Origin of the sequence: Erwinia sorbitola, assembly GCF_009738185.1 — a bacterium.
Classification (GTDB): Bacteria; Pseudomonadota; Gammaproteobacteria; order Enterobacterales; family Enterobacteriaceae; genus Erwinia; species Erwinia sorbitola.
In genome coordinates, this window is the sequence record NZ_CP046509.1 from 1,577,273 (window position 1) to 1,599,422 (window position 22,150).

The window sequence follows — 22,150 nt, forward strand, 5'->3', positions numbered from 1 at the left end:
ATGCTATTTGGATTTGTTCGTTAGGAGCGGGGACATCATACTGGGGAATCCCCGGTAGTAATGTGATCGCATTCTAAAATCGGTAACATTATGAAACTTCTTTCGCTAATTCTACCGCATGGGGATTACGTGTGGTGGTTCCGGCAAGGTTACGCATCAGCAGGGCATACTGTAAATCCATCTCCTCCGGCAGCGGCAGCCATACCAGGTGACCGTTGCCCGGGGCTACATCAATCGCCTGGGCTTTGCCGTTTTCCATCTGCGTCAGGGTGAAGTTAATATTGCCCGCAGGAGACATCAGTTCCAGACTGTCGCCAACGCTGAATTTGTTTTTGACATCCACCTGCGCCAGCGCACCGCGCCGTTGACCGGTAAATTCACCCACAAACTGCTGACGATCGGAGACCGAATAGCCTGCTTCATAGCTCTGATAGCTGTCATGAGTATGACGGCGCAGGAAGCCTTCGGTGTAACCACGGTGAGCCAGGCCTTCCAGCGTTTCCAGCAGAGCAGGATCAAAAGGTTTACCGGCGGCTGCATCGTCAATAGCACGACGATAGACCTGAGCAGTTCGGGCGCAGTAGTAGAACGATTTGGTGCGCCCTTCAATTTTCAGCGAGTGAACACCCATCTGCGTCAGGCGCTCAACGTGAGCCACCGCTCGCAGATCCTTTGAATTCATAATATAGGTGCCGTGTTCATCTTCGAAGGCGGTCATATATTCGCCAGGACGCATCGCCTCTTCGATCATAAAGACTTTGTCGGTAGGCTGTCCGATGCCCAGCGTCGGCTCCACGTTATGAACGGCGATCGGCTCCTGACGATGCACGATATTACCAATCGCATCCTCTTTGCCTTCCTGTACGTTATATTCCCAGCGGCAGGCGTTAGTACAGGTACCCTGGTTCGGGTCGCGTTTATTGATATAGCCTGAAAGCAGGCAGCGCCCGGAATAGGCCATGCAGAGTGCGCCGTGGACGAATATTTCCAGCTCCATTTCCGGCACCTGCTGGCGTATTTCACTAATCTCTTCCAGCGACAGCTCCCGTGACAGAATCACCCGTGTCAGCCCCATCTGTTGCCAGAATTTCACCGTTGCCCAGTTAACGGCGTTTGCCTGTACTGAGAGATGAATATCCATCTGCGGGAAGGCTTCGCGCACCAGCATAATCAGCCCGGGATCGGACATAATCAGCGCATCCGGTTGCATATCAATGACCGGCTTCAGGTCGCGAATAAAGGTTTTTAGTTTGGCGTTATGCGGCGCAATATTAACTACCACATAGAACTTTTTACCGAGCGCATGGGCTTCGTTGATGCCGGTAGCAAGGTTCTCATGATTGAATTCGTTATTACGTACGCGCAGGCTGTAGCGAGGCTGACCGGCATACACTGCATCTGCGCCATACGCAAAAGCGTAACGCATGTTTTTCAGCGTGCCGGCCGGAGAAAGCAGTTCCGGTTTGTTCATGATGTCTCAGTCTGATGTCAGGTCAGAAATTGCAATAATTACGTTTTACAGGCGAGGTGTGCAGGAGTCAGGATCCCTGATCTCTTGCGTGGGGCGAGGCATGCCTCGCCCGGTATCTACCCGGTGGGGATTGTAATGGGGTGAATTAGAGAGGAAATTGATCTACATCAAGCGACAGATATCTGCTTCCCAGCGATAGCCCATACCGTACACCGCACGGATAAATGGCTGGTTAGCGTCCAGTATTTCCAGCTTACGGCGCAGATTTTTTATATGACTGTCGATGGTTCGGTCGGTTACCACCCGGTAGTCGTCATACAGATGATTCAGCAGCTGCTCGCGTGAGAACACTTTACCCGGCTCCTGGGCCAGCGTTTTCAACAGGCGGAATTCGGCGGGAGTCAGGTCGAGCGGTTTATCATCCCAGCTGGCGTGAAAGCGGTTTTCATCGACCTTGAGCAGTGAAATCTGCCGTGCTTCTTCCGGGGTTCGCTGGCAGCGTTTCAGTATGGTTTTCACGCGTGCGACGACTTCGCGCGGGCTGAATGGTTTACAGATATAGTCATCCGCGCCGATTTCCAGCCCGAGCAGGCGGTCAATCTCCTCAATTTTCGCGGTGACCATCACTACCGGCAGGTCGGAAAAGCTACGCAGTTCCCGGCACACCGACAGTCCATCCAGCCCCGGCAGCATCAGATCCAGCAGCACCAGATCCGGAGAGTGCTTTTTTACCCACTCCAGCACTTCATCGCCACGCAGCAGATGATGAGTACGGAAGTTAGCCGCCTGTAAGTAATCAATCATCAGCTGGCCGAGTTTGGGTTCGTCTTCAACGATTAAAATTAGCGGAGCGGGGGTATCCAGAGTCATTTTTTTATAACCATTATTAGTGAGTCTTATAAGGCAAGTGTACCGTAATTCTCACGCCACCTGCATCGGAGTGCTCCGCAACAATGGTGCCATCATGAGCTTCGACAATATTCTGACAGATAGCCAGCCCCAGCCCCGAACCGCCGCTTGCCCGGTTACGTGAGCCTTCTGCACGGTAAAAGCGATCAAAAATTTGTTCCCGCTGCTCATCGCTGATGCCGGGGGCGCTGTCATCAAAATGCAGGATATTCTCGCTGGCGGTCTGACGCAGGGTGATATGCAGGCTGCCGCCGGGATCGGTATAACGCAGGCTGTTTTCCATCAGATTGGTAAAAAGCTGCATCAGCCGATCGGGATCGCCAAACTGAGGTGCCTGATCGGGCAACGTCAGCGTCAGGGTCAGCGGGTGCTGTTCAAAACGGTGGCGGAAGTTGCCGGAAACCAGCTCCAGCAGCGGCACCAGGTCAGTCTGGGTTTTGCGATAGGCCAGCGCTCCTTCATCCGACAGTGAAAGCTGGTGCACATCGTCCACCAGCTTGGTCAGCGTGGCTACTTCGCCCTGCAAGGACATGATCGATTCTGGTGTCAGTTTGCGTACACCATCCTGAATTGCCTCCAGCTCACCGCGCAGGATGGCCAGCGGCGTGCGCAGCTCATGGGAAATATCGGCCATAAAAGCGCGGCGCATTTTTTCATTTTTCTCCAGTGTGCTGGCAAGACGGTTAAAGTCCTGTGCCAGCCTGCCCAGTTCATCACGGCTGGATGCCTGTACCCGGCTGGTAAAGTTACCGGTAGCGAGCTGGTAGGTGCCTTCCACCAGTCTTTTCACCGGGGCCAGCAGCCCGCGTGATAGCAGCCAGGTGACCGCCGCCGCCAGTAACATGGTGAGGCCGACAATCATCCAGCTGGTGCGCTTCTGTTGCTGATCGAAATTGATATCTGCACTGCGCGTCAGGCGTTCAGACGGTGAACCAATCACCCAGCCGACCACTTTGCCGTTGCTGGTGGTGATACTACGGCGGGAACCATCCTGCGGCACCGGAGCGCGAGGGCCGATCATCACCCGGTATTGCTGATCGATAATCCAGAACTGCGTGCGCCAGCCGTGGGGCGGTAGCTGGTTATTTGAATCGGGATTCTGCTCCAGTGAGCGCAGGATATTGAACACCAGCTTATTGTTATTGCGCAGAAAGTCCCAGTTACCGTGCTGCTCGTACTGTTCTCCCAGCGCATCGCCCAGCATCATCAGCCGCTGCTCATTGCCGCGCTTAATATAATCAATAAAGCCGTGCTCAAAGCTGAGTCTGACCCCCCAGTGCATGGTGATCAGCACCAGCATGCAGGTGGAAAAAATCGCCGCGAACAGTTTAGCGGTGATGCCGATACGTAATTTTGCCAGCATTAAGGCTTTCTCCTGCGCGGCAGTAGCGCGTTGGGGTGAGTCTCTTTGGGGACACGCCAGAAAACAAAGACCGGCAGGGCAATAATCAGCGCCACACACAGCCAGGTATAGATAAACGCCTGGGCGATCTGCGGGCTGCCGCCGATCGCCTGATGCCCGAAGGTGCCCAGCAACAATCCGGCAATGGTTACACCGATACTCATCGACAGCTGCATTACCATCGACAGCAGGCTGTTGCCGCTGCTGGCAAGATCATCGGGCAGCTCTTTCAGCGTGAGGGTATTCATTGCCGAGAAGCGGATGGCGTTCAGCATCCCCTGTAAAAACAGCACTACCGGCAGCAGCGCATGCCAGCCCATAAACGCAACGGCGGGGAACAGCAGCACTACCAGCGCCAGTCCAAGCGTGGATCCCATCAGCACATGGCGGTAACCAAAACGGTTAACAATCTGTACCACGATGCGCTTCATGCCCATATTCCCCAGCACCATCGGGATCATCATTAAACCGGCGTGCAGCGGGCTGTAGCCCATGCCAATTTGCAGAAAAATTGGCGTCATAAATGGCAGCATTCCGCTGCCGATCCGCCCCGTCAGACTGCCAATCAAACCAATAGAGTAAATGCGGTTATCAAACAGCTTCAGACTGAACAGCGCCGCGTCGTTGTTGCGCGCATGCAGCAGATAAAACAGCAGGCTGAACACACCCACCAGAATCAGCAGGCACAGCAGCAGGGGGGAGATCCCGGAGCCGCGCTGGCCGTCAAGCGCCAGGGTTAATGTGGCCATACCGGCCGCCAGCAGCAGGTAGCCGGTAAAATCGAAGCGCCGGGTTTGCAGGGTAAAGTTCGACATCAGCATCAGCGTGGCAATGGCCCCGATAATGCCTACCGGAATATTGATCAGGAAAATCCAGTGCCAGCTGGCGTACTCAACCAGTACGCCCCCCAGCGCCGGGCCGAGCAGCGGGCCAATTTGTCCGGGCAGAGTAACAAAGGTCATCGCCGCCATATATTCAGCGCGCGGCACCAGCTTCATTACCGTTAACCTGCCCACGGGAACCATCATCGCTCCGCCAATGCCCTGCAACACCCGCGACAGTAACAGCTGATCGAGGGTGGCGGAGAGCGCACAGCAGAGCGAACCTGCGCTGAACAGCACAATCGCGCTGAAGAATACATTGCGCACCCCGAAGCGGTCTGCCAGCCAGCCGCTGATCGGTAGCATCACTGCCACCGTCAGCACGTAGGAAACAATCACCGAATGCATATTCAGCGGGCTTTGATGCAGGCTGACTGCCATTGAGGGCAGGGCGGTATTGACGATGGTGGTGTCCAGCGTCTGCATAAAGAAACCGAAGGCGACAATCCACAGCTGCCAGCGCACGGAGGCGGGAGGGGCGGTCATGGCATCAGCTTTCCTCTGTCACAGGGTGGAAGCGGGGTTTACGTCGCAGTTTATCCATATACAGATAGACTACCGGTGTGGTGTAGAGCGTCAGCAACTGGCTCATTACCAGCCCGCCGACAATGGTGATCCCCAGCGGCTGGCGCAGCTCGGCACCATCACCGCTGGTCAGCACCAGCGGCAGTGCGCCAAACAACGCCGCAAGCGTGGTCATCATGATCGGGCGGAAGCGCAGCAGGCTGGCCTCGAAAATCGCCTCACGCGCCGTCATCCCGCCGATACGCTGGGCGTTGAGGGCGAAGTCGACCATCATAATGGCGTTCTTCTTCACGATGCCGATCAGCAGCAGGATACCGATTAGCGCAATCAGGCTGAACGGCGCATTAAACAGCTCCAGGGCCAGCAGCGCACCCACTCCTGCGGAAGGCAGGGTAGAGAGGATCGTCAGCGGATGAACATAGCTCTCATACAGGATCCCCAGCACGATATATACCGTGGCGATCGCCGCAACAATTAGCCATAGCTGGCTGCTTTGCGTCTGCTCAAATACCGCAGCTGTTCCGGCAAAGCTGCCGCGTACGCTGGACGGTACGCCCAGAGCGGTAATGCTGCGGTCAATGGCGGCAGAGGCCTGCGACAGGGAGACACCCTCCGGCAGGTTGAATGAAATCGTTGAGGCGGCAGAAAGCCCCTGATGGTTGACCGACAGCGGTGAGTTGGCCGGCTGCCATTTAGCAAACGACGACAGCGGGATTGATTTCCCCTCGCTGTTAATCACATACATCTGGTTAAGGGCGCTGATATCCTGGGTATAGCGCGGGTCGACCTCCATCACCACTTTATACTGGTTCAGCGGCTGATAGATGGTGGAGATCTGCCGCTGCCCGAAGGCGTTATTCAGCAGGTTATTAGCATCCGCCACATCAATGCCAAGGCGTGCCATACTGGCTCGATCGTAGGTCAGCGCCATTTCCGAGCCTTTATCTTCCTGGTCAGAGTTAACGTCGGCGAGTTCGGGCAGGGCAGCAAAGGCGCGGCGTATTTTCGGCTCCCACTCGCGCAGATCGTCCAGGTTGTCTGACAGCAGCGTGTACTGATATCCGGCGTTAGACTCGCGTCCGCCTACGCGGATATCCTGTACCGCCATCAGGAACAGATTCGCTCCCGGCTCTTTTGCCAGCTTGCCGCGCAGACGGGCGATCACCTGCTGGGCATTTTCGCTACGTTCACTGAGCGGCTTCAGTGAGATAAACATCGACCCGCTGTTGGTACGTGAACCCCCGGTAAAGCCCACCACGCTCTCTACAGCCGGATCCGCATGAACGATACGCATAAAATCTTCCAGCTTGCCGCGCATCGACTGGAACGAGATGCTCTGGTCAGCCTGAATAAAGCCCATCAGCCGCCCGGTGTCCTGCTCCGGCATAAAGGTTTTCGGAATAGAAATATAGAGGTAAACGGTCAGCGCAATGGTGGCGAGAAACACCAGTAGCGTCCAGCGCGCATGATCCATCACCCGATGCAGCGTGCGGCCATAGCCCTGCTGAACCGCCAGCAGCACCCGGCCAAAACCGCGAATGCGTGGTTGTGTATGTTGCGCTTTATTGCGCAGCAGCCATGCGCACATCATTGGCGTCAGGGTAACGGAGATCACCAGGGAGATGGCTATTGCCACCGAGAGCGTGACGGCAAACTCCTTGAAGAATCGGCCAATAATGCCGCCGAGCATCAGCAGTGGAATAAATACGGCTATCAGTGAAATGCTCATGGATACCACGGTAAAGCCGACTTCCCGCACCCCCTGCAAGGCCGCCTGTAGCGGCTTTACACCGGCTTCAACGTGGCGGGAGATATTTTCCAGCACCACGATCGCATCGTCGACCACAAAGCCCGTTGCCACGGTCAGCGCCATCAGCGAAAGATTATTCAGGCTGAAGCCGCACAGATACATGGCGGCAAAGGTGCCGATTAGCGATACGGGTACCGCCACCGCCGGGATCAGCGTTGCACGGCCAGATCTCAGGAAGGCAAACACCACCAGAATCACCAGGCCAACTGATATTGCCAGCGACTGCTCCACCTCATGCAGGGATGCACGTATCGTCGGGGAACGATCCTGCGCCACCTCAAGCTTGATCGACGCGGGAATAATCTGGCTCAGTTCCGGAATTTTTCCTCGAATGCGGTCAACGGTATCAATGATATTGGCTTCCGGTGCTTTGCGGATCAGCAACAGAATAGCCGGACGGGCATTGGACATCCCGGCGTTGCGCACATCTTCCACTGAATCAGATACGGTGGCGACATCCTGCAGGCGCACGGCTGCGCCGTTATTGTAATGCACCACCAGCGGCTGATATTCGGCGGCGGTTTTCAGTTCATCGTTCGTCTTCAGCCACCAGCGCTGGTGGTTATCTTCGATGGCTCCCTGAGGTTTACGTACGTTAGCACTGGCAATGGCAGTACGCACCGCATCCAGCGATACGCCCTGGTTGAACAGCGCCTGCGGATTAAGATCGACGCGCACCGCCGGGAGTGAGCTGCCGCCAACGGTGACATCGCCTACGCCGTCAATTTGCGACAGTTTTTGCGCCAGCTGGGTTGAGGCATAGTCATACAGCTGCCCCGGCGACCAGGTGTCTGAGGTCAGCGTCATAATCATAATCGGCGCATCAGAGGGGTTAGCTTTACGATAGGTAGGCCGGCTTGGCATGCCGGTGGGCAGCAGGCTCTGGGCGGCGTTTATCGCCCCCTGTACATCGCGGGCAGCACCGTTAATGTCGCGCTCGAAATCAAACACAAGGATAATTCGTGTGCTGCCAAGCGAACTGGTAGAGGTCATTTCGCTGATCCCGGCCACCCGTCCCAGAGCGCGTTCCAGCGGTGTGGCAACCGAGGATGCCATGGTTTCCGGCGAGGCCCCTGGCAGTGAGGCGCTGACGACAATCACCGGGAAATCCACCTGCGGCAGCGGTGAAACCGGCAGCAGACGGAAACCCAGAATCCCGGCCAGCAGGATCGCCACGGTCAGCAGCGTGGTGGCGATGGGGCGATGAATAAACAGGGCGAAAAATTTCACTCTGCCTCCCGACGAGTCAGGCGGCGGGTAGCCCGCGACAGACGGTCAAACAGCAGATAGATCACCGGAGTGGTGAACAGCGTCAGCACCTGGCTGACAATCAGTCCCCCCACCATGGCGGTACCAAGAGGGCGACGCAGCTCGGCCCCAACGCCGGTACTCAGCATCAGCGGCAGCGCACCGAACAGCGCCGCCAGAGTGGTCATCAGGATCGGGCGGAAACGCAGCAGGCACGCCTGATAGATCGCCTCATACGGCGTCATACCCTGTTCGCGTTCGGCGGCCAGCGCAAAGTCGATCATCATGATGGCGTTCTTTTTCACAATGCCAATCAGCAGAATGATGCCGATAATGGCAATCACATCCAGCTCGCTACCGCTCAACAGCAGCGCCAGCAGAGCGCCGACTCCGGCGGTAGGCAGCGTGGAGAGAATGGTCACCGGGTGAATAAAGCTCTCATACAACACGCCCAGCACGATATACATCGCCACCACCGCAGCAACAATCAGCCAGACGGTGCTGGAGAGTGCGGCCTGGAAGGCGAGGGTGCTACCCTGGAACTGGGTCATAATCTCGGATGGCATCGCCAGATCCTGTTCGGTCTGAGTGATGGCATTTACCGCCTGCTCCAGTGAATAACCCTCGCTGACGTTAAATGAGAAGGTAGTCGACGGGAACTGGTCGAGGTGATTAATGCTTAATGCGCCGTGGCGCTGCTCAACGCTGGCAATGGCGCTGAGTGGTACGCTGCCACCATCAGTGCTGTTCAGGCGTATGGATTGCAGTGCTGCCAGTCCGGGGGTGGCTGCGGTATCGTGCTCCAGCACGACGCGATACTGGTTGGCCTGGGTATAGATCGTTGATATCAGCCGCTGACCAAAGGCGTTATACAGCGCGTTATCCACATCGGCCATTGAGATGCCGAGGCGGCTGGCGCTGTCACGATCGACGCGGATATAGGCTTCCAGCCCCTGATCCTGCCAGTCGCTGCTGATCTCTTTTAACTCGGGCCGCTTAACCAGCTCTGCCTGGAGTTTAGGTACCCAAAGACTGAGAGAGTCCAGCGATCCGGCCTGCAAGGTAAACTGATACTGGGTGCGGCTGGCCTGGGTATCAATAGTCAGATCCTGCACCGGTTGCAGCCAGAGATTAACTCCGGGGATCTGTGCTGTCTGCTGTTGCAGTCGGGCAATCACCGCCGGGATGCGATCTGCGCGCTCATTCAGCGGCTTAAGATTAATTTGCAGCCTTCCGCTGTTCAGCGCCGCGTTTGTGCCGTCAACGCCGACAAACGAAGTCAGGCTCTGCACCGCTGGATCTTTCATTATCACCGACGCTACAGCCTGCTGGCGCTGTGCCATATTGCTGTAGGAGACTGACTGCGGTGCCTGTATTGAACCCTGAATAATGCCGTTATCCTGCAAGGGGAAGAAGCCCTTCGGGATCACCATCCACAGCACGACGGTAAGCGCCATGGTGCCGAACGCCACACCGAGCGTCAGCCACTGATGTTTCAGCACCGTCTGCAACATGCGACCATAGCGGGCAATTATCCGCTCGAATAGCGCTTCGCTGGCACGTGAAAAGCGGTTCTGCCTGCGCAGTGACTCAACGCTTAACATGCGCGCGCACATCATTGGCGTCAGGGTTAATGAAACGAAGGCGGAGATAAGAATTGCCACCGCCAGAGTAACGGCGAATTCGCGGAACAGGCGGCCGACAATATCACCCATAAACAGCAGTGGGATCAGTACCGCTATCAGCGAGAAAGTTAACGAGATAATGGTAAAGCCAATTTCGCCCGCACCTTTCAGCGCCGCCGTTAGCGGTTTTTCGCCTTTTTCGATATAGCGCGAGATGTTTTCGATCACCACGATGGCATCGTCAACCACAAAGCCGGTGGCGATGGTCAGCGCCATCAGCGTCAGGTTATTCACCGAGAAACCGAAGAAATACATTGCAGCAAATGTGCCGATCAACGACAGCGGGACAGCAACGGCAGGAATAATCGTGGCTGCCACGTTACGCAGGAACAGATAGATAATCATCACTACCAGCGCCAGAGCCAGCAGCAGTTCAAACTGCACATCGTTTACCGAGGCGCGAATATTAGTTGTGCGGTCGGTCAGCAGCTGCACTTCAACGGATTTTGGCAGTGACGCGGTGAGGGCAGGCAGCATCCGGCGAATATTGTCGGCGGTGGCGATGATATTTGCCCCCGGCTGACGCTGGATATTCAGGACGATGGCGGGCTGACGGTTAGCCCAGGCACCGAGCCAGCTGTTTTCCGCTCCCTGTTCCACCGTGGCGACATCACCAAGCCGCACCGGTGCACCATTCTGGAAGCTGACAATCAGCTGTCGGTAGCCTTCGGCGGTTTTGATCTGGTCATTAGCGGACAGAGTAATTGACCGTTCCGGCCCATCCAGGCTCCCTTTTGCTGAGTTAACGTTCGCGTTACTGATAGCGGTGCGCACCGTCTCGCTGGTGATATTCATCGCCGCCAGCGCCTGGGCGTTAAGCTTCACCCGCACGGCCGGGCGCTGGCCGCCGGAGAGAGTAACCAGACCGACGCCGGAAACCTGCGATATTTTCTGCGCAACGCGGGTTTCCACCATATCCGCAACCTGCGTCATCGGCAGGCTGGTGGTGGTGACAGCCAGAGTCATAATCGGCGGATCGGCCGGATTGACCTTGCTGTAGACCGGCGGGTTAGGCAGATCGGTGGGCAGCAGATTAGTGGCTGCATTAATGGCAGCCTGCACTTCCTGTTCGGCGACATCCAGCGGCAGCGCGAGCTGGAACTGGAGGGTGACCACGGAGGCCCCGCCGGAACTCTGCGAAGCCATCTGCTTGAGGCCGGACATCTGGCCAAACTGGCGCTCCAGTGGCGCAGTAATGGCTGATGTCACGACATCCGGGCTGGCCCCGGGATAGAGGGTGACGACCTGAATAGTGGGATAGTCGACTTCCGGCAGCGCTGAAACCGGCAGGGCACGATAGCCGATAATCCCCGCCAGCAGAATGGCGATCATCAGCAGCGTGGTCGCAACCGGACGCAGAATAAACTGGCGGGACGGGCCGCCGCCTGGCGTTGGGGGCATAACCTGCATCAGTCGCTGGCTCCCTTCGCCGGTTGAGCAATTTTACCCGAGGTGAGCGGTGTGGCCTGCGAGGCAACCACTTCTACTTTAGCTCCTTCGGTCAGGCGATCGATGCCGTCGGTCACCACTTTTTCACCGGCTTCCAGCCCGGCTTTGATCACTACTTTTTCGCTGTCCTGGAATTCGATAGTGACAATTTTCTTACTCACTTTATTGTCGCTGTTCACCACCCAGACAAAGCTGCCTTCGTTACCCATTTGCAGGGCGGCTGCCGGGATGACAATCGCATCCTGTAGGGTGCTGACCTTCAGGCGGGCGTTAACAAACTGATTGGGGAACAGGCGGTCATCCAGATTATCAAAGCGGGCTTTCAGCTTAACGGTTCCGGTGGTGGTATCAATCTGGTTATCCATACTCAGCAGCGTACCGTTTGTCAGCAGCGTTTTATTACTGCGATCCCAGGCTTCAACCGGCACCGCGCCTGTTTTTTGCGCGCTGATGATCGCTGAAATATCACTTTCCGGCAGGCTGAAGATCAGGTCGATAGGATGGGTCTGGGTAATCACCACAATTCCGGTGGTATCGCCGCTGCTGATATTGTTGCCGATATCGACCTGTTTCAGGCCTACGCGCCCGTCAATTGGTGAGGTGACACGGCTGTAAGTGAGATTCAGACGGGCGCTGGCCACATTGGCTTCATCAGCTTTAATGGTGCCGAGGGTTTCACTGACCAGCGAGCGCTGGGTGTCCAGCTCCTGCTGTGAGACCAGGTTGGTTTTCGCCAGCTTCTCAAAACGCGCCAGGTCGCGGCGGGCATTGGCGAGGGTTGCCTGGCTTTTTGCCAGCTGTCCTTCGGCCTGCAACAGCGCTACCTGATAAGGGCGCGGGTCAATCTCTGCCAGCAGCTGTCCGGCTTTCACCTGCTGCCCTTCAGTAAAATGTATTGCCACCAGATAGCCGTCAACCCGGCTGCGCAGCGTTACGGTATTAGCCGCCGTTACCGTACCCAGCCCCGAAAGATACTGCGGAACGCTCTGGCGTACGGCTTCTGCTGCCTGCACTGGTGCCATGGCCGCGCCCATTGCGCCACCGCGCCGCCCTCCGCCCTGCTTGCCTTTACCTGGTGATTGCTGTGCACCTGCGGCAGGCTGTGGCTGGGAAACGCTACTGTGGCTGTACCACCAGTATCCGCCTCCCGCTATCAGCGCGACGGCGATAACCAGGGGAATAAGAGGGAAACGACGCGGTGTTTTCATGTTTAATAGCTCTCAGTGAACCGGGTACATACCCAGGCAGGACAAAAAGGTGTCCCGAATTTTATTAGAATAGCGAATGCTGACCGCTGAAAAATGAAGGAATTAAGGATAACTGTATAGTTATACGCTGTCGCGTCGGTCAAATACGTTTTTTTTCCCTGACGCAAATCGATTGCCATAAATGAACGAAGCGCGCTCAGGGTTCTTTGTTAGACTAATACCCGTCACACTTTATATTCAGGGTATAGCGACTGCATTATTGACTTACAATCAGGAGAATCATTATGAGTACTTTAGAACATCGCCAGCTGGGCCGTTCAGGGCTTCAGGTTCCGGTGCTGACCTTTGGTGGTAATGTATTCGGCTGGACTATCGATGAAAAGACCTCGTTTTCTCTGCTCGACGCATTGCTGGAAAAAGGACTCTATTTTATTGATACCGCAGATGTCTATTCGCGCTGGGCGCCGGGCAACGCTGGCGGCGAATCGGAAGTGATAATCGGCAACTGGTTAAAAAAGAGCGGCAAACGCGACAAGATTGTGCTTGCCACTAAAGTCGGTATGGATCTGGGCGACGGCAAAACCGGCCTGGCACCAAAATATATTCGTCAGGCGGTAGAAGCTTCGCTCACACGTCTGCAAACTGATTATATCGATCTGTATCAGGCACACCGCGATGACTCAGATACGCCCTTACAGGAGACGCTGGCAGCCTTCGATGCGCTGATCAAAGAGGGTAAAGTGCGCGCTATCGGTGCCTCAAACTACTCCGACGACCGCCTGCGTGAGGCGCTGAAAGTCAGTGCTGATAATGGCCTGGCACGTTATGAAACCCTGCAACCAGAATATAACCTCTACGATCGTGAAAATTACGAGAGCGGGCTGGAGCAGGTGGCAGAAGAACACGGTCTTGGAGTGATTAACTACTATTCGCTTGCCAGCGGCTTCCTCAGCGGTAAATACCGCAGCAAAGCGGACGCGGCGAAAAGCGCCCGTGGTCAGGGGGTGGTCGATAAGTATCTGAACGACCGCGGTCTGAAGATAATTAACGCGCTGGTGCAGGTAGCAGAAACCCATCATGCTTCCCCGGCACAGGTGGCGCTGGCGTGGCAGATCGCCCGTCCGTCGATCACGGCACCGATTGTCAGTGCGACCTCGCTCGATCAGGTTGATGAGCTGGCGAAGGCGGCGGTACTGAAGCTGAAAGAAGAGGATCTGCGTCTGCTGTCGGAAGTGAGCAGCTATTAATGTTTGCGGGTCAGGCGTGCCTGACCCCTACCAGTCCGTCAACACCGCAGCAAGGGTCAGGCGTGCCTGACCCCTACCAGCCCGGTAACACCGCAGCAAGGGCAGGCGTGCCTGACCCCTACCAGTCCGGTAACACCGCAGCAAGGGCAGGCGTGCCTGACCCCTACCAGTCCGGCAACACCGCAGCAAGGGCAGGCGTGCCTGACCCCTACCAGTCCGGCAACACCGCAGCAAGGGTCAGGCGTGCCTGACCCCTACCAGCCCGGCAACACCGCAGCCAAGGGCAGGCGTGCCTGACCTCGCGGCAGTCAACACACCTGTAGTGCGAAAGATGTAGGGGATTAGCGGAACATAACCTGCGCCCAGCGCGCCAGTCCTGCGGTCACTGAGCCGAAATCATCGCCGCTGGTCAGCGGGATATCGGGTAACTGCTGTTGCAGCGCGGCACGTAGCACAGGCGATCGTGCGCTGCCGCCGGTCAGGTAAATCACGTCAGGACGGGTGCCGCTGGTGTTTAATGCCAGCGTGACCTGCTCCTGGATGCGCTCCAGCGGCTGGCTGATAGCAGCCTGAAATGCAGCCACGCTGATATCTGTTTCCAGCCCGTTATCGATAAAGTTCATCGCCGTCAGCACCGTATCGCGATCGGAGAGAGCGATTTTGCTCTCCTCTGCCGCCCGCACCAGACGGTAGCTCAAACGCTGCTGCCATACTTTCAGCAGACGCTGCACTTTAAGCGGCTCGGAGGCATCGCGGATCAGATCCTGCAACTGTTTGCGCGATGCTGTTGCGTAGAAGTCGCTCTGTGCCGGAACGTCATTGATCGCCACCGCATTCCACCACGGCAGGGCGGGCAGGCCGGTACCTTTCACGGTTTCACCACCAAGCCCCAGCAGCGGCATCAGCTCTTTAAAAGCCAGCATAATATCCAGGTCGTTACCGCCAACGCGGCAGCCGCTGTGGCCGAGCAGGCTGTCGCCGCGATCGGCTTTATCGTGCCACTGTGGCCCCATCAGCAGCATTGAGCAGTCGGTGGTGCCCCCGCCGATATCCACAACCAGCACGCGGGTCTCTTTATCAAGTGTTGATTCAAAATCCAGCCCGGCAGCCACCGGTTCAAACTGGAAGATCACATCCTTGAATCCGGCACGGCTTGCTGCACGTGCCAGAATACCTTCTGCCTGCTGGTTGGCCTCATCGCCGCCCAGCCCCTGGAAGTTGACCGGGCGGCCAATTACTGCCTGAGTTACGCTGTCGTTCAGGCTGCTTTCTGCCGTCTGACGAATATGCAGCATGGTCGCGCACACCAAGTCTTCAAAGAAAGCGACCTGCTGTGGCTTCAGTCCACTGGCTCCGAGGAAGGATTTGGGGGATTTTACAAACCACACATCTTCCGGGTCATCCATATACTGAGCCAGTGAGGCGAGACCAAATTTAACGCTGGCAGGCAGAACCTCAATATCTTCTTCGCGATTAAAAGCCAGAGCGCGACGCAGCAGCGCCTGGTTTTCTGCCTGCGGGGTTGGAACCTGATGATGACGGAAAAGCCATTCGCTTACTGCATCACGGGTTGGCGCACACAGCATTGAGGGTAAATAGGGCGAGCCCTGCTCTAACGGCAGCAGCCTGGGTGCGCCGTTTTCCATAATGGCAATTGAGCAGTTTGCCGTACCGTAGTCGAAACCGATAAACATCGTTTCCTCCGCTGAGTGTGAAAAAAGGGGGCGACTTTAGCCTGAGTGCGGTATCGGCGCAAGCGGCAAAATAAGGTTTACTCAGACTACTTTTATTTATCCGGCAGCTTTGTATAGAATCGCGCCCACAAAACGGAATAACCGCCCGGTCATTTGGCCAGTGGCATGGAGATGCATGTGAGCTGGTCTGTACTGTTGCTGCTGGTGGCGTTGATGATTGCTCCACTATTACTGGGGATTACTGCGCTGGTGTTATTGCTACGCTGGCGGCATTCCCGCTCGCGCTGGGTTCTGCTGGCGCTGCTGGTACCACAAAGCCTGATCGTTGCATTATTACTCTGGCCGGGCGGGCTGCGTGTTGTGGAGTTTTCCCGTGAGATCCTGCTGCTGCTGGTGACCTTAATTGCCTGGCTGACGCTGTTACTGACGCGCTGGCAGCGAAGTCACGCAGCTCCTCTCCATGCGCTGGTTACCGGCTGGCTACTTTTTATCGTGTTTTGCGCCACGTTCTGGTTTGATCCGGGCCACCAAAGCACCATGAGCTGGACGCGTCACGAAAAGCAGATGCAGCACAATCTGGCGCTGCTGGAGCAGGGCGCGCGTACACAGCTCGACAGACTGCCGGATAACAGCGCCCGTGAACTTTTCTACCGGGCGGCGGCCAGGGACTATCCGGAGCAGACGCTACGCTATTTTATTCGCCGGGGCCTGTCACCGCTAGAGAAGACAGAGTACGGATTTACCCCCCTCAGCAAGGCGATCGAAAGCCATAATGCGGTGGCCGTTAAGCTGTTTCTTGCGGTGCTGACGCCAGCAGAAATCCAGGCGTTGTCCTTTGATTACGATCCGCTGCGCGACCTGCGTCTTGATCCCCCAGAGGGAGAGACGCGCCAGCGGCAGTTTTATAACACCATGGCGCTGTTATTAAAGGCGCGCCCCGACTGGATCCACCCGCGCGATCGATCCAGCCCGTCGTATATGACCACGGCGCTTTTCACCGGAGCTGGCCCGACTGCTGATTTCCTGCTGGCGTACCTGCCAGCGCCGGAAGGTCTCTGGCGGCTGATGCTGCTGGCATTGAATGATGATACGCCAGCGCTGATGGCCGCGCTGCGTCAGCAGCCGTCGCAGCTGGAACAGACGATCTCTGACGGTGCCGGGCGCAGTCTGTTTCTGATGGCGTGGATGATAAAGTATGCCCCGCAGCAAACCCGCACAGCGCTGCTGAACAGCAAGCTGATCATCTGGGATAATTTCCGGCGGCCGGAAGGTAACAACCAGCAGGGTGAGATGAGCAATACGCTGATAGATGAAGCCCGGGGCAACTGGCGTTTTCGCGATGAGTCACCCAGCGTGCTGCAACAGGTACTGATAAGCGCGATTGCCCAGGGCGTGACCCTGTCGCCCACGCAGATGCTGGCCGTGTTCCGCTACGAAGATGAGCCTGAGACTCTGAATATGATGTTGAGTGCCGGGCTGGCGTGTGGCCCGCTAATGTCAGCCAGCGCGCAGCTGCTTACTGACTCCGCACAGGATAGCAAAGTGCGGCGCTGGATCGGCGACGCCTGTCTGCATCGCTGAACAGGGAGCCACAGCAGGTGCAGATGAGGTTATTTAATCGCGAAGTGGCTGTCGGTCAGCAAGGCGGATAGCGGCTGACGTGGTGCGATAACGTCCCCCCACACCGTATTGATGCCGATGGTTGAGAGCGTATCCAGCGCCACCGGCAATTTTACTGGCCCGGCAAGGGTATTAATCCCCAGCCGCTGGGCGTGACCGTGAATAATCGACACCATCATCTCGTCCATCAGATTGCAGTGCACGTTAGCTACCAGTTCGCTGGCGAGGATCAGGTAATCGATCTCGTCTGCCGGTAGCTGGTTAAATGCATCAAGATTAAGGCCGAAATCGCGCAGCACAATGCGGCTTCCGGCGGCACGCAGACGGCTGATATTTTGGTGCAATATCTCATCACACTGGCTCAGTACATCAGCATTGATGGCAAACCAGATGGCGTCAGGCGGCACGTTATAGCGCGTAAATTCTGCCAGCGTATCGTTAATAAAAGTGCTATCGCGCAGGCCGAACCCGGAGAGCGGCAGCGCCAGCGTTAACCCCCTGCTGATAGTCCCCTGTGCATAATTCTGGAAAAACTCTCTGATCAGTTTACGGTCAAGGGCAACAAATAGATCGCTGTCATGCAGCCCTGTGCGGAAACTGACCTCGTCAATCTCGTGCCCTTCAGGAGTAAACAGCTGCATTTCAGCCAGGTAAAAACTGCTGGCAAGAGTTCTTCCCGGTGGGGCGGCGGCCCACACCTGTAACAGCATCGGCTGTTGAGCAATAATCTGCTCATTTTCAATACGGTTCATCACCGGTTTCAGCCGCTTCAGCAGATGGCTTTCATAGGTGGAAAGCTGGCCACGGCCATTATGCTTGGCGTTATAACAGGCCAGGTCAGCCTGCGCCATCAGTTCACTGGCGCTGGAGTTTTCCGGGCTGATCTGCGTCAGTCCTGCGCTGGCACCGACGTGATGTGTGCGGTTTTCCCACAGGAAGTCGTACTCATTGACTGCCTGCACAATACGCCTGATCGCTTCGCTGGCTTGCGATAATGAGCACTCTGCCAGCAGTACGCCGAATTCATCGCCACCGAGGCGGGCGAGGAAATCGCCAGCGCGCAGATGGCGCTGCATGACGCCGGAAATTTCACGCAACAGTGAGTCGCCTGCCGCATGCCCTGCGGTGTCGTTAACCGCCTTAAAACGATCGAGATCGATAAAGACCAGCACATGCTGCTTTTGTGCAGTGCAGGAGAGGATCAGGCGTTTTAACTGATGCTCGAAGCTTACGCGGTTCGGCAGACGGGTGAGCATATCGTGAGAGGCGCTGTAGCTCAGTCGCTTCAGCATTTCACGGGATTCGCTCACATCCTGAATCACCATCACGCTACCGATATTTTCCCCGGTCAGCTTCTTCAGCGGTGACAGACTGTAATGGATGGCAAACTGCTCACCAGCGCGGTTGTGCAGCACCAGTTCTGTATCCATCTCGCCAGGATTTTTTTGCAGAGGAAGATCGCACAACATCAGATTCTCGCGCGCAGGGCCATTGCTGCCCTGGGTAATACGCAGAATTTCGCTGATGGGTCTGCCCGATGCCTGATGCTGTAGCCAACCGCTCATTTTTTCTGCCACCGGATTCATAAAGATAACGCGCATCTCTTCGTCGGTGCTGATCACTGCCTCGTCGATGGCATCGAGCGTAATATGCATACGCTCTTTCTCCTCATGGAGCGCATCGGTAAGCTGACGGAGGGGGGTGATATCCTGATTAATACCCAGCATCCGTTCGACTTCACCTTTTTCATCCAGCACGACGCTGCACTGAGCGCGAATATGACGTATACCGATATCCGTTTCGATACGGAATTCAATATCCACTGGCAAGGTGGTTTTTATCGCATCTTCAAAGGCTCTGACTGCGGCGCTGCGGTCGGCGCTATGCAGGCTGTCAACCCAGTTCTGATAGCTGGCATGGGAATTAGTCGGAAGCCGGTATATCTGGAACATGCGTTTATCCCAGCTCATGACACCGCTTTGCAGATCCCACTCCCATACGCCAATCCCGCCAGCTTCGTTGGCCAGTGTGATGCGCTCCATCAGCCGCTGGTTCACTTTCTCCGTCTTTATAAGATCCGAGATATCCTCTATTTGCGAAATAAAATAGAGCGGTACCTGTTCACTATCGCGTACCAGTGACACCGTCAGCAGTGCCCAGAGGATCTGCCCGTCTTTACGAAAGTAGCGCTTCTGCATGCTGCAGCTTTCAACTTCACCCGCCAGCAGGGTTTTGACGTTTGCCAGATCGGCAGGGAGGTCTTCCGGCGGAGTAATATCTTGAAAAGTGAGCGCATACAGCTCGGCCGGCGTATAGCCAAGCAGGCGGCAGAGTGATTTGTTGGCCTGTAACCACTGACCTTTGACGGAGACCAGCGCCATACCGATGGCGGAGTATTCCATGGCATGGCGAAAACGCGTCTCGCTTTCAGAGATATTTTTGCGTTCTTCGCGAAACGAATGCATCACCAGCGTCATCATATGACTGGGGATCAGCGCCAGCAGGAAGGGGATCCACGGCATCGATTCCAGCGCCTGAAAATGAGAGGTATCACCAGGGATTAGCTTCAGTGCCAGCATTAGCGACATCATCGAGATGGTCGCCATATAGATCACAAAGGCTTCAAAACGTGGCAGCCGGACTGCGCTATAAAACAGAATGAGTACAACCGCAGTAAACGGCCAGGGAATATAGCGCAGGGAGAACCAGCACAGGATGAGCGTTACCATCAGCGTCAGCAGCGTCTCAAACAGCACATTCTGGCGCAGATGCCTGCGCACATAATCGCGCTGCCACAGCATACAGACCGGGCCAAAGGCCAGCATGCCGATCGCCTCAGAGAGAGTCCAGGTGGTGAAGAAATGCAACGAAAAATTACCTTCTACATTTGATAACCAGCTTGCCAGCAGACCGCCCAGCAGCGGGGTAAACAGGCCGACAGTGAGCATCATTTTGCACCAGCTGAACAGCGAGTTTAGCGGGGCATCGCGATCGAGCAGCCGGCGCAGCAGCATCCCGCCTGCCATGGCCTGAACAAGGTTGACCAGCGGAAATTTGAGATTGTAAGGTGAGGTGCCCAGCACGAGAGTATTCGCACAGATAATACCCAGAAGAGTTCCCAGCAGCAGCAGCGGGAGCTGATGTCTTGGGTTGCGAAAAATAACGATGGTCATCAGGGCGGTAGAGCACCACAGCGGCGAAATCTGGCCTGTGGTTTTAATCAGTTCCAGACAGTATACGGTGACGACAAAACTTAATAATCCCAATAGCAGGCCGTCTACCCACGTTGGGTTGAAGGGAGCTACACGCGTTAAAGTTTTTATCGTCATTACATATCCAGCACAGCGCCGAAATAGGCGGAATCTTAATATCTAGTAACATGCTAGCATAAGAAATAGACGATAAAGCGGCAAAACCAAAAGATCGCGTTATTCTGACGATTGAAGCAAAGAACTGGCGCCATTACTGGCGCAGTTTGAGCAGTTCCTCACGAGTCCATGCGTGGTCAATCCCGGCAATTTGCACCGACAGACGTTGCAGAAACTGTTGTGTGGTGGCAATACGCCCATGACCAATCAGCAGCAGCGGCAGCAGCAGGGCAATACCTAACTGCAAGGGCGAGAATCCTCGCGGACGAATGTGCCGATGCGCCACCAGAAATGCAGTGCTGAGAGAGAAGCCCAGCAGCAATCCGGTCACCACTTCACTGACGGAGTGATAGTCCAGCGCCAGGCGCGAAAGCCCCACCATCAGCGGGATGAGATATCCAATAGCCACCGCCGCGCCGCGCCAGACTGTCGCCAGGCGGCCGCTTAACAGCCAGAACATCACGGGCCAGAGAGTGGCTGACATTGCGCTATGGCCGCTGAATCCCGTGAAGTTGTAGCGTGCGCTGCCAATGCCAAAGCCAAGGAAGGCAATTTTTGACAGGCTGACCACGGCACCGGCGGTACAGAATGCCAGCACCCAGTACCAGGCTATACGTTTATTGTCGCTTTTCCAGTGGAGTAAAAACGCCATTATGGCAGCGGTGGGGATCAGCAACATGCTGTCGCCAAAGTAAGTCAAAATATGGACAAGATGCCAGGACACGCGTTTTCCTTTTTACTGTTTTTCTGCCCGTCAGTTTAACGATGAAAGTTATTGTCGCCTAACGGGAAAGTCTGAAAAGATCGCAGGCGCTTTTTTCTGGCATCAGCAGGGGTTACTCCCTATAATTGCGCCCGCTATACCCGTCATATTTCAAGCCGCAGGTGCATTGACCGGCATTATTTGCCTGCAATTTCAAATCTGCCGGGTATGCTTACCCTTATATTGTCTCAGAATCAGGTCTTTAATATATGACTGACAAGTCGCATCAGTGCGTCATCGTAGGTATCGCAGGCGCTTCAGCCTCGGGAAAAAGTCTTATTGCCAGCACGCTGTACCGTGAAGTGCGCGACCGCGTAGGTGATGAAAATATTGGCGTCATCCCCGAGGATGCCTACTACAAAGACCAGAGCCATCTCACCATGGAGGAGCGGGTCAAGACCAACTATGATCATCCCAGCGCCATGGATCACAATTTGCTGTTGCAGCATTTGCAGATGCTCAAAGCAGGGCAGCAGATTGAATTGCCGGTTTACAGCTACGTTGAACATACCCGTACAGAACAAACCATCTGCCTTAAGCCGAAGAAAGTGATTATCCTTGAGGGGATTTTATTACTGACGGATGCGCGCCTGCGTCAGGAGATGAATTTCTCTATCTTCGTGGACACCCCGCTGGACATCTGCCTGATGCGTCGTATGAAGCGCGATGTCAACGAGCGCGGGCGTTCAATGGACTCGGTGATGGCACAGTATCAGAAGACGGTGCGTCCAATGTTCCTGCAATTTATTGAACCTTCGAAACAATACGCCGATATCATCGTGCCGCGCGGCGGAAAAAACCGTATTGCCATTGATATCCTGAAAGCAAAAATTAATCAGTTCTTCGAGTAATCGAAGCGTTTGCCGGAGT

Annotated in this window: 13 protein-coding genes; 3 read left to right on the plus strand and 10 right to left on the minus strand. The window is 55.8% G+C overall.

Translation table 11 applies throughout. The annotated features are described in order from the left end of the window. Positions 1-88 precede the first annotated feature (88 nt). From trhP to GN242_RS07060, 7 genes are all read right to left on the minus strand, one after another. Positions 89-1,471: a prephenate-dependent tRNA uridine(34) hydroxylase TrhP gene (gene trhP / locus GN242_RS07030; RefSeq protein ID WP_154751673.1), complete on the minus strand. Its 1,383-nt coding sequence runs from the start codon at positions 1,469-1,471 to the stop codon at positions 89-91. Between the two features lie 162 nt (positions 1,472-1,633). Then, the gene (baeR, locus tag GN242_RS07035) at positions 1,634-2,341 is read right to left on the minus strand and encodes an envelope stress response regulator BaeR (RefSeq protein ID WP_154751672.1); all 708 of its coding nucleotides are present in this window, start codon (positions 2,339-2,341) and stop codon (positions 1,634-1,636) included. 16 nt (positions 2,342-2,357) lie between these two features. After that, on the minus strand, positions 2,358-3,743 hold the full coding sequence (gene baeS, locus GN242_RS07040; protein WP_154751671.1) for an envelope stress sensor histidine kinase BaeS: 1,386 nt from the start codon (positions 3,741-3,743) through the stop codon (positions 2,358-2,360). Continuing rightward, entirely contained in the window at positions 3,743-5,149 is a 1,407-nt protein-coding gene (locus GN242_RS07045) for an MFS transporter (RefSeq protein WP_156287126.1), read from the minus strand. The genes baeS and GN242_RS07045 overlap by 1 nt, the downstream gene beginning before the upstream one ends. Before the next feature lie 4 nt (positions 5,150-5,153). Next, positions 5,154-8,228: a multidrug efflux RND transporter permease subunit MdtC gene (mdtC, locus tag GN242_RS07050; RefSeq protein WP_156287127.1), complete on the minus strand. Its 3,075-nt coding sequence runs from the start codon at positions 8,226-8,228 to the stop codon at positions 5,154-5,156. Beyond that, the gene (locus GN242_RS07055) at positions 8,225-11,341 is read right to left on the minus strand and encodes an MdtB/MuxB family multidrug efflux RND transporter permease subunit (protein WP_156287128.1); all 3,117 of its coding nucleotides are present in this window, start codon (positions 11,339-11,341) and stop codon (positions 8,225-8,227) included. The genes mdtC and GN242_RS07055 overlap by 4 nt, the downstream gene beginning before the upstream one ends. Beyond that, a complete protein-coding gene (locus tag GN242_RS07060; RefSeq protein WP_156287129.1) occupies positions 11,341-12,588 on the minus strand; it encodes an MdtA/MuxA family multidrug efflux RND transporter periplasmic adaptor subunit in 1,248 nt (415 codons plus the stop codon). Before GN242_RS07060 ends, GN242_RS07055 begins: the two co-directional genes overlap by 1 nt. Before the next feature lie 284 nt (positions 12,589-12,872). On the opposite strand from GN242_RS07060, the gene GN242_RS07065 reads away from it, so the two are divergent. Further along, a complete protein-coding gene (locus GN242_RS07065) occupies positions 12,873-13,835 on the plus strand; it encodes an aldo/keto reductase (protein ID WP_156287130.1) in 963 nt (320 codons plus the stop codon). Positions 13,836-14,176: 341 nt separating this feature from the next. On the opposite strand, the gene yegD is transcribed toward GN242_RS07065, so the two are convergent. Beyond that, a complete protein-coding gene (gene yegD, locus GN242_RS07070; RefSeq protein ID WP_154751666.1) occupies positions 14,177-15,529 on the minus strand; it encodes a molecular chaperone in 1,353 nt (450 codons plus the stop codon). A 177-nt stretch (positions 15,530-15,706) separates the two neighbouring features. Between yegD and GN242_RS07075 the strand changes: the two genes are divergently transcribed. Beyond that, positions 15,707-17,110 carry an ankyrin repeat domain-containing protein gene (locus tag GN242_RS07075; RefSeq protein ID WP_156287131.1) on the plus strand — a complete coding sequence of 468 codons (1,404 nt, stop codon included), beginning with the start codon at positions 15,707-15,709 and terminating at the stop codon, positions 17,108-17,110. Positions 17,111-17,139: 29 nt separating this feature from the next. Here GN242_RS07075 and GN242_RS07080 read toward each other — a convergent pair whose 3' ends face one another. Together GN242_RS07080 and GN242_RS07085 are read right to left on the minus strand one after the other, a co-directional pair. Further along, positions 17,140-20,478, minus strand: coding sequence for a diguanylate cyclase (locus GN242_RS07080; protein ID WP_156287132.1), 3,339 nt, complete (start codon positions 20,476-20,478; stop codon positions 17,140-17,142). A gap of 133 nt (positions 20,479-20,611) precedes the next feature. Beyond that, complete coding sequence (locus GN242_RS07085; protein WP_374189533.1) at positions 20,612-21,241, minus strand: phosphatase PAP2 family protein; 630 nt, start codon at positions 21,239-21,241, stop codon at positions 20,612-20,614. A 248-nt stretch (positions 21,242-21,489) separates the two neighbouring features. Here GN242_RS07085 and udk point away from each other — a divergent pair, with 248 nt between their 5' ends. Continuing rightward, complete coding sequence (udk, locus tag GN242_RS07090) at positions 21,490-22,131, plus strand: uridine kinase (protein ID WP_154751663.1); 642 nt, start codon at positions 21,490-21,492, stop codon at positions 22,129-22,131. The last annotated feature ends 19 nt before the right edge of the window (positions 22,132-22,150 follow it).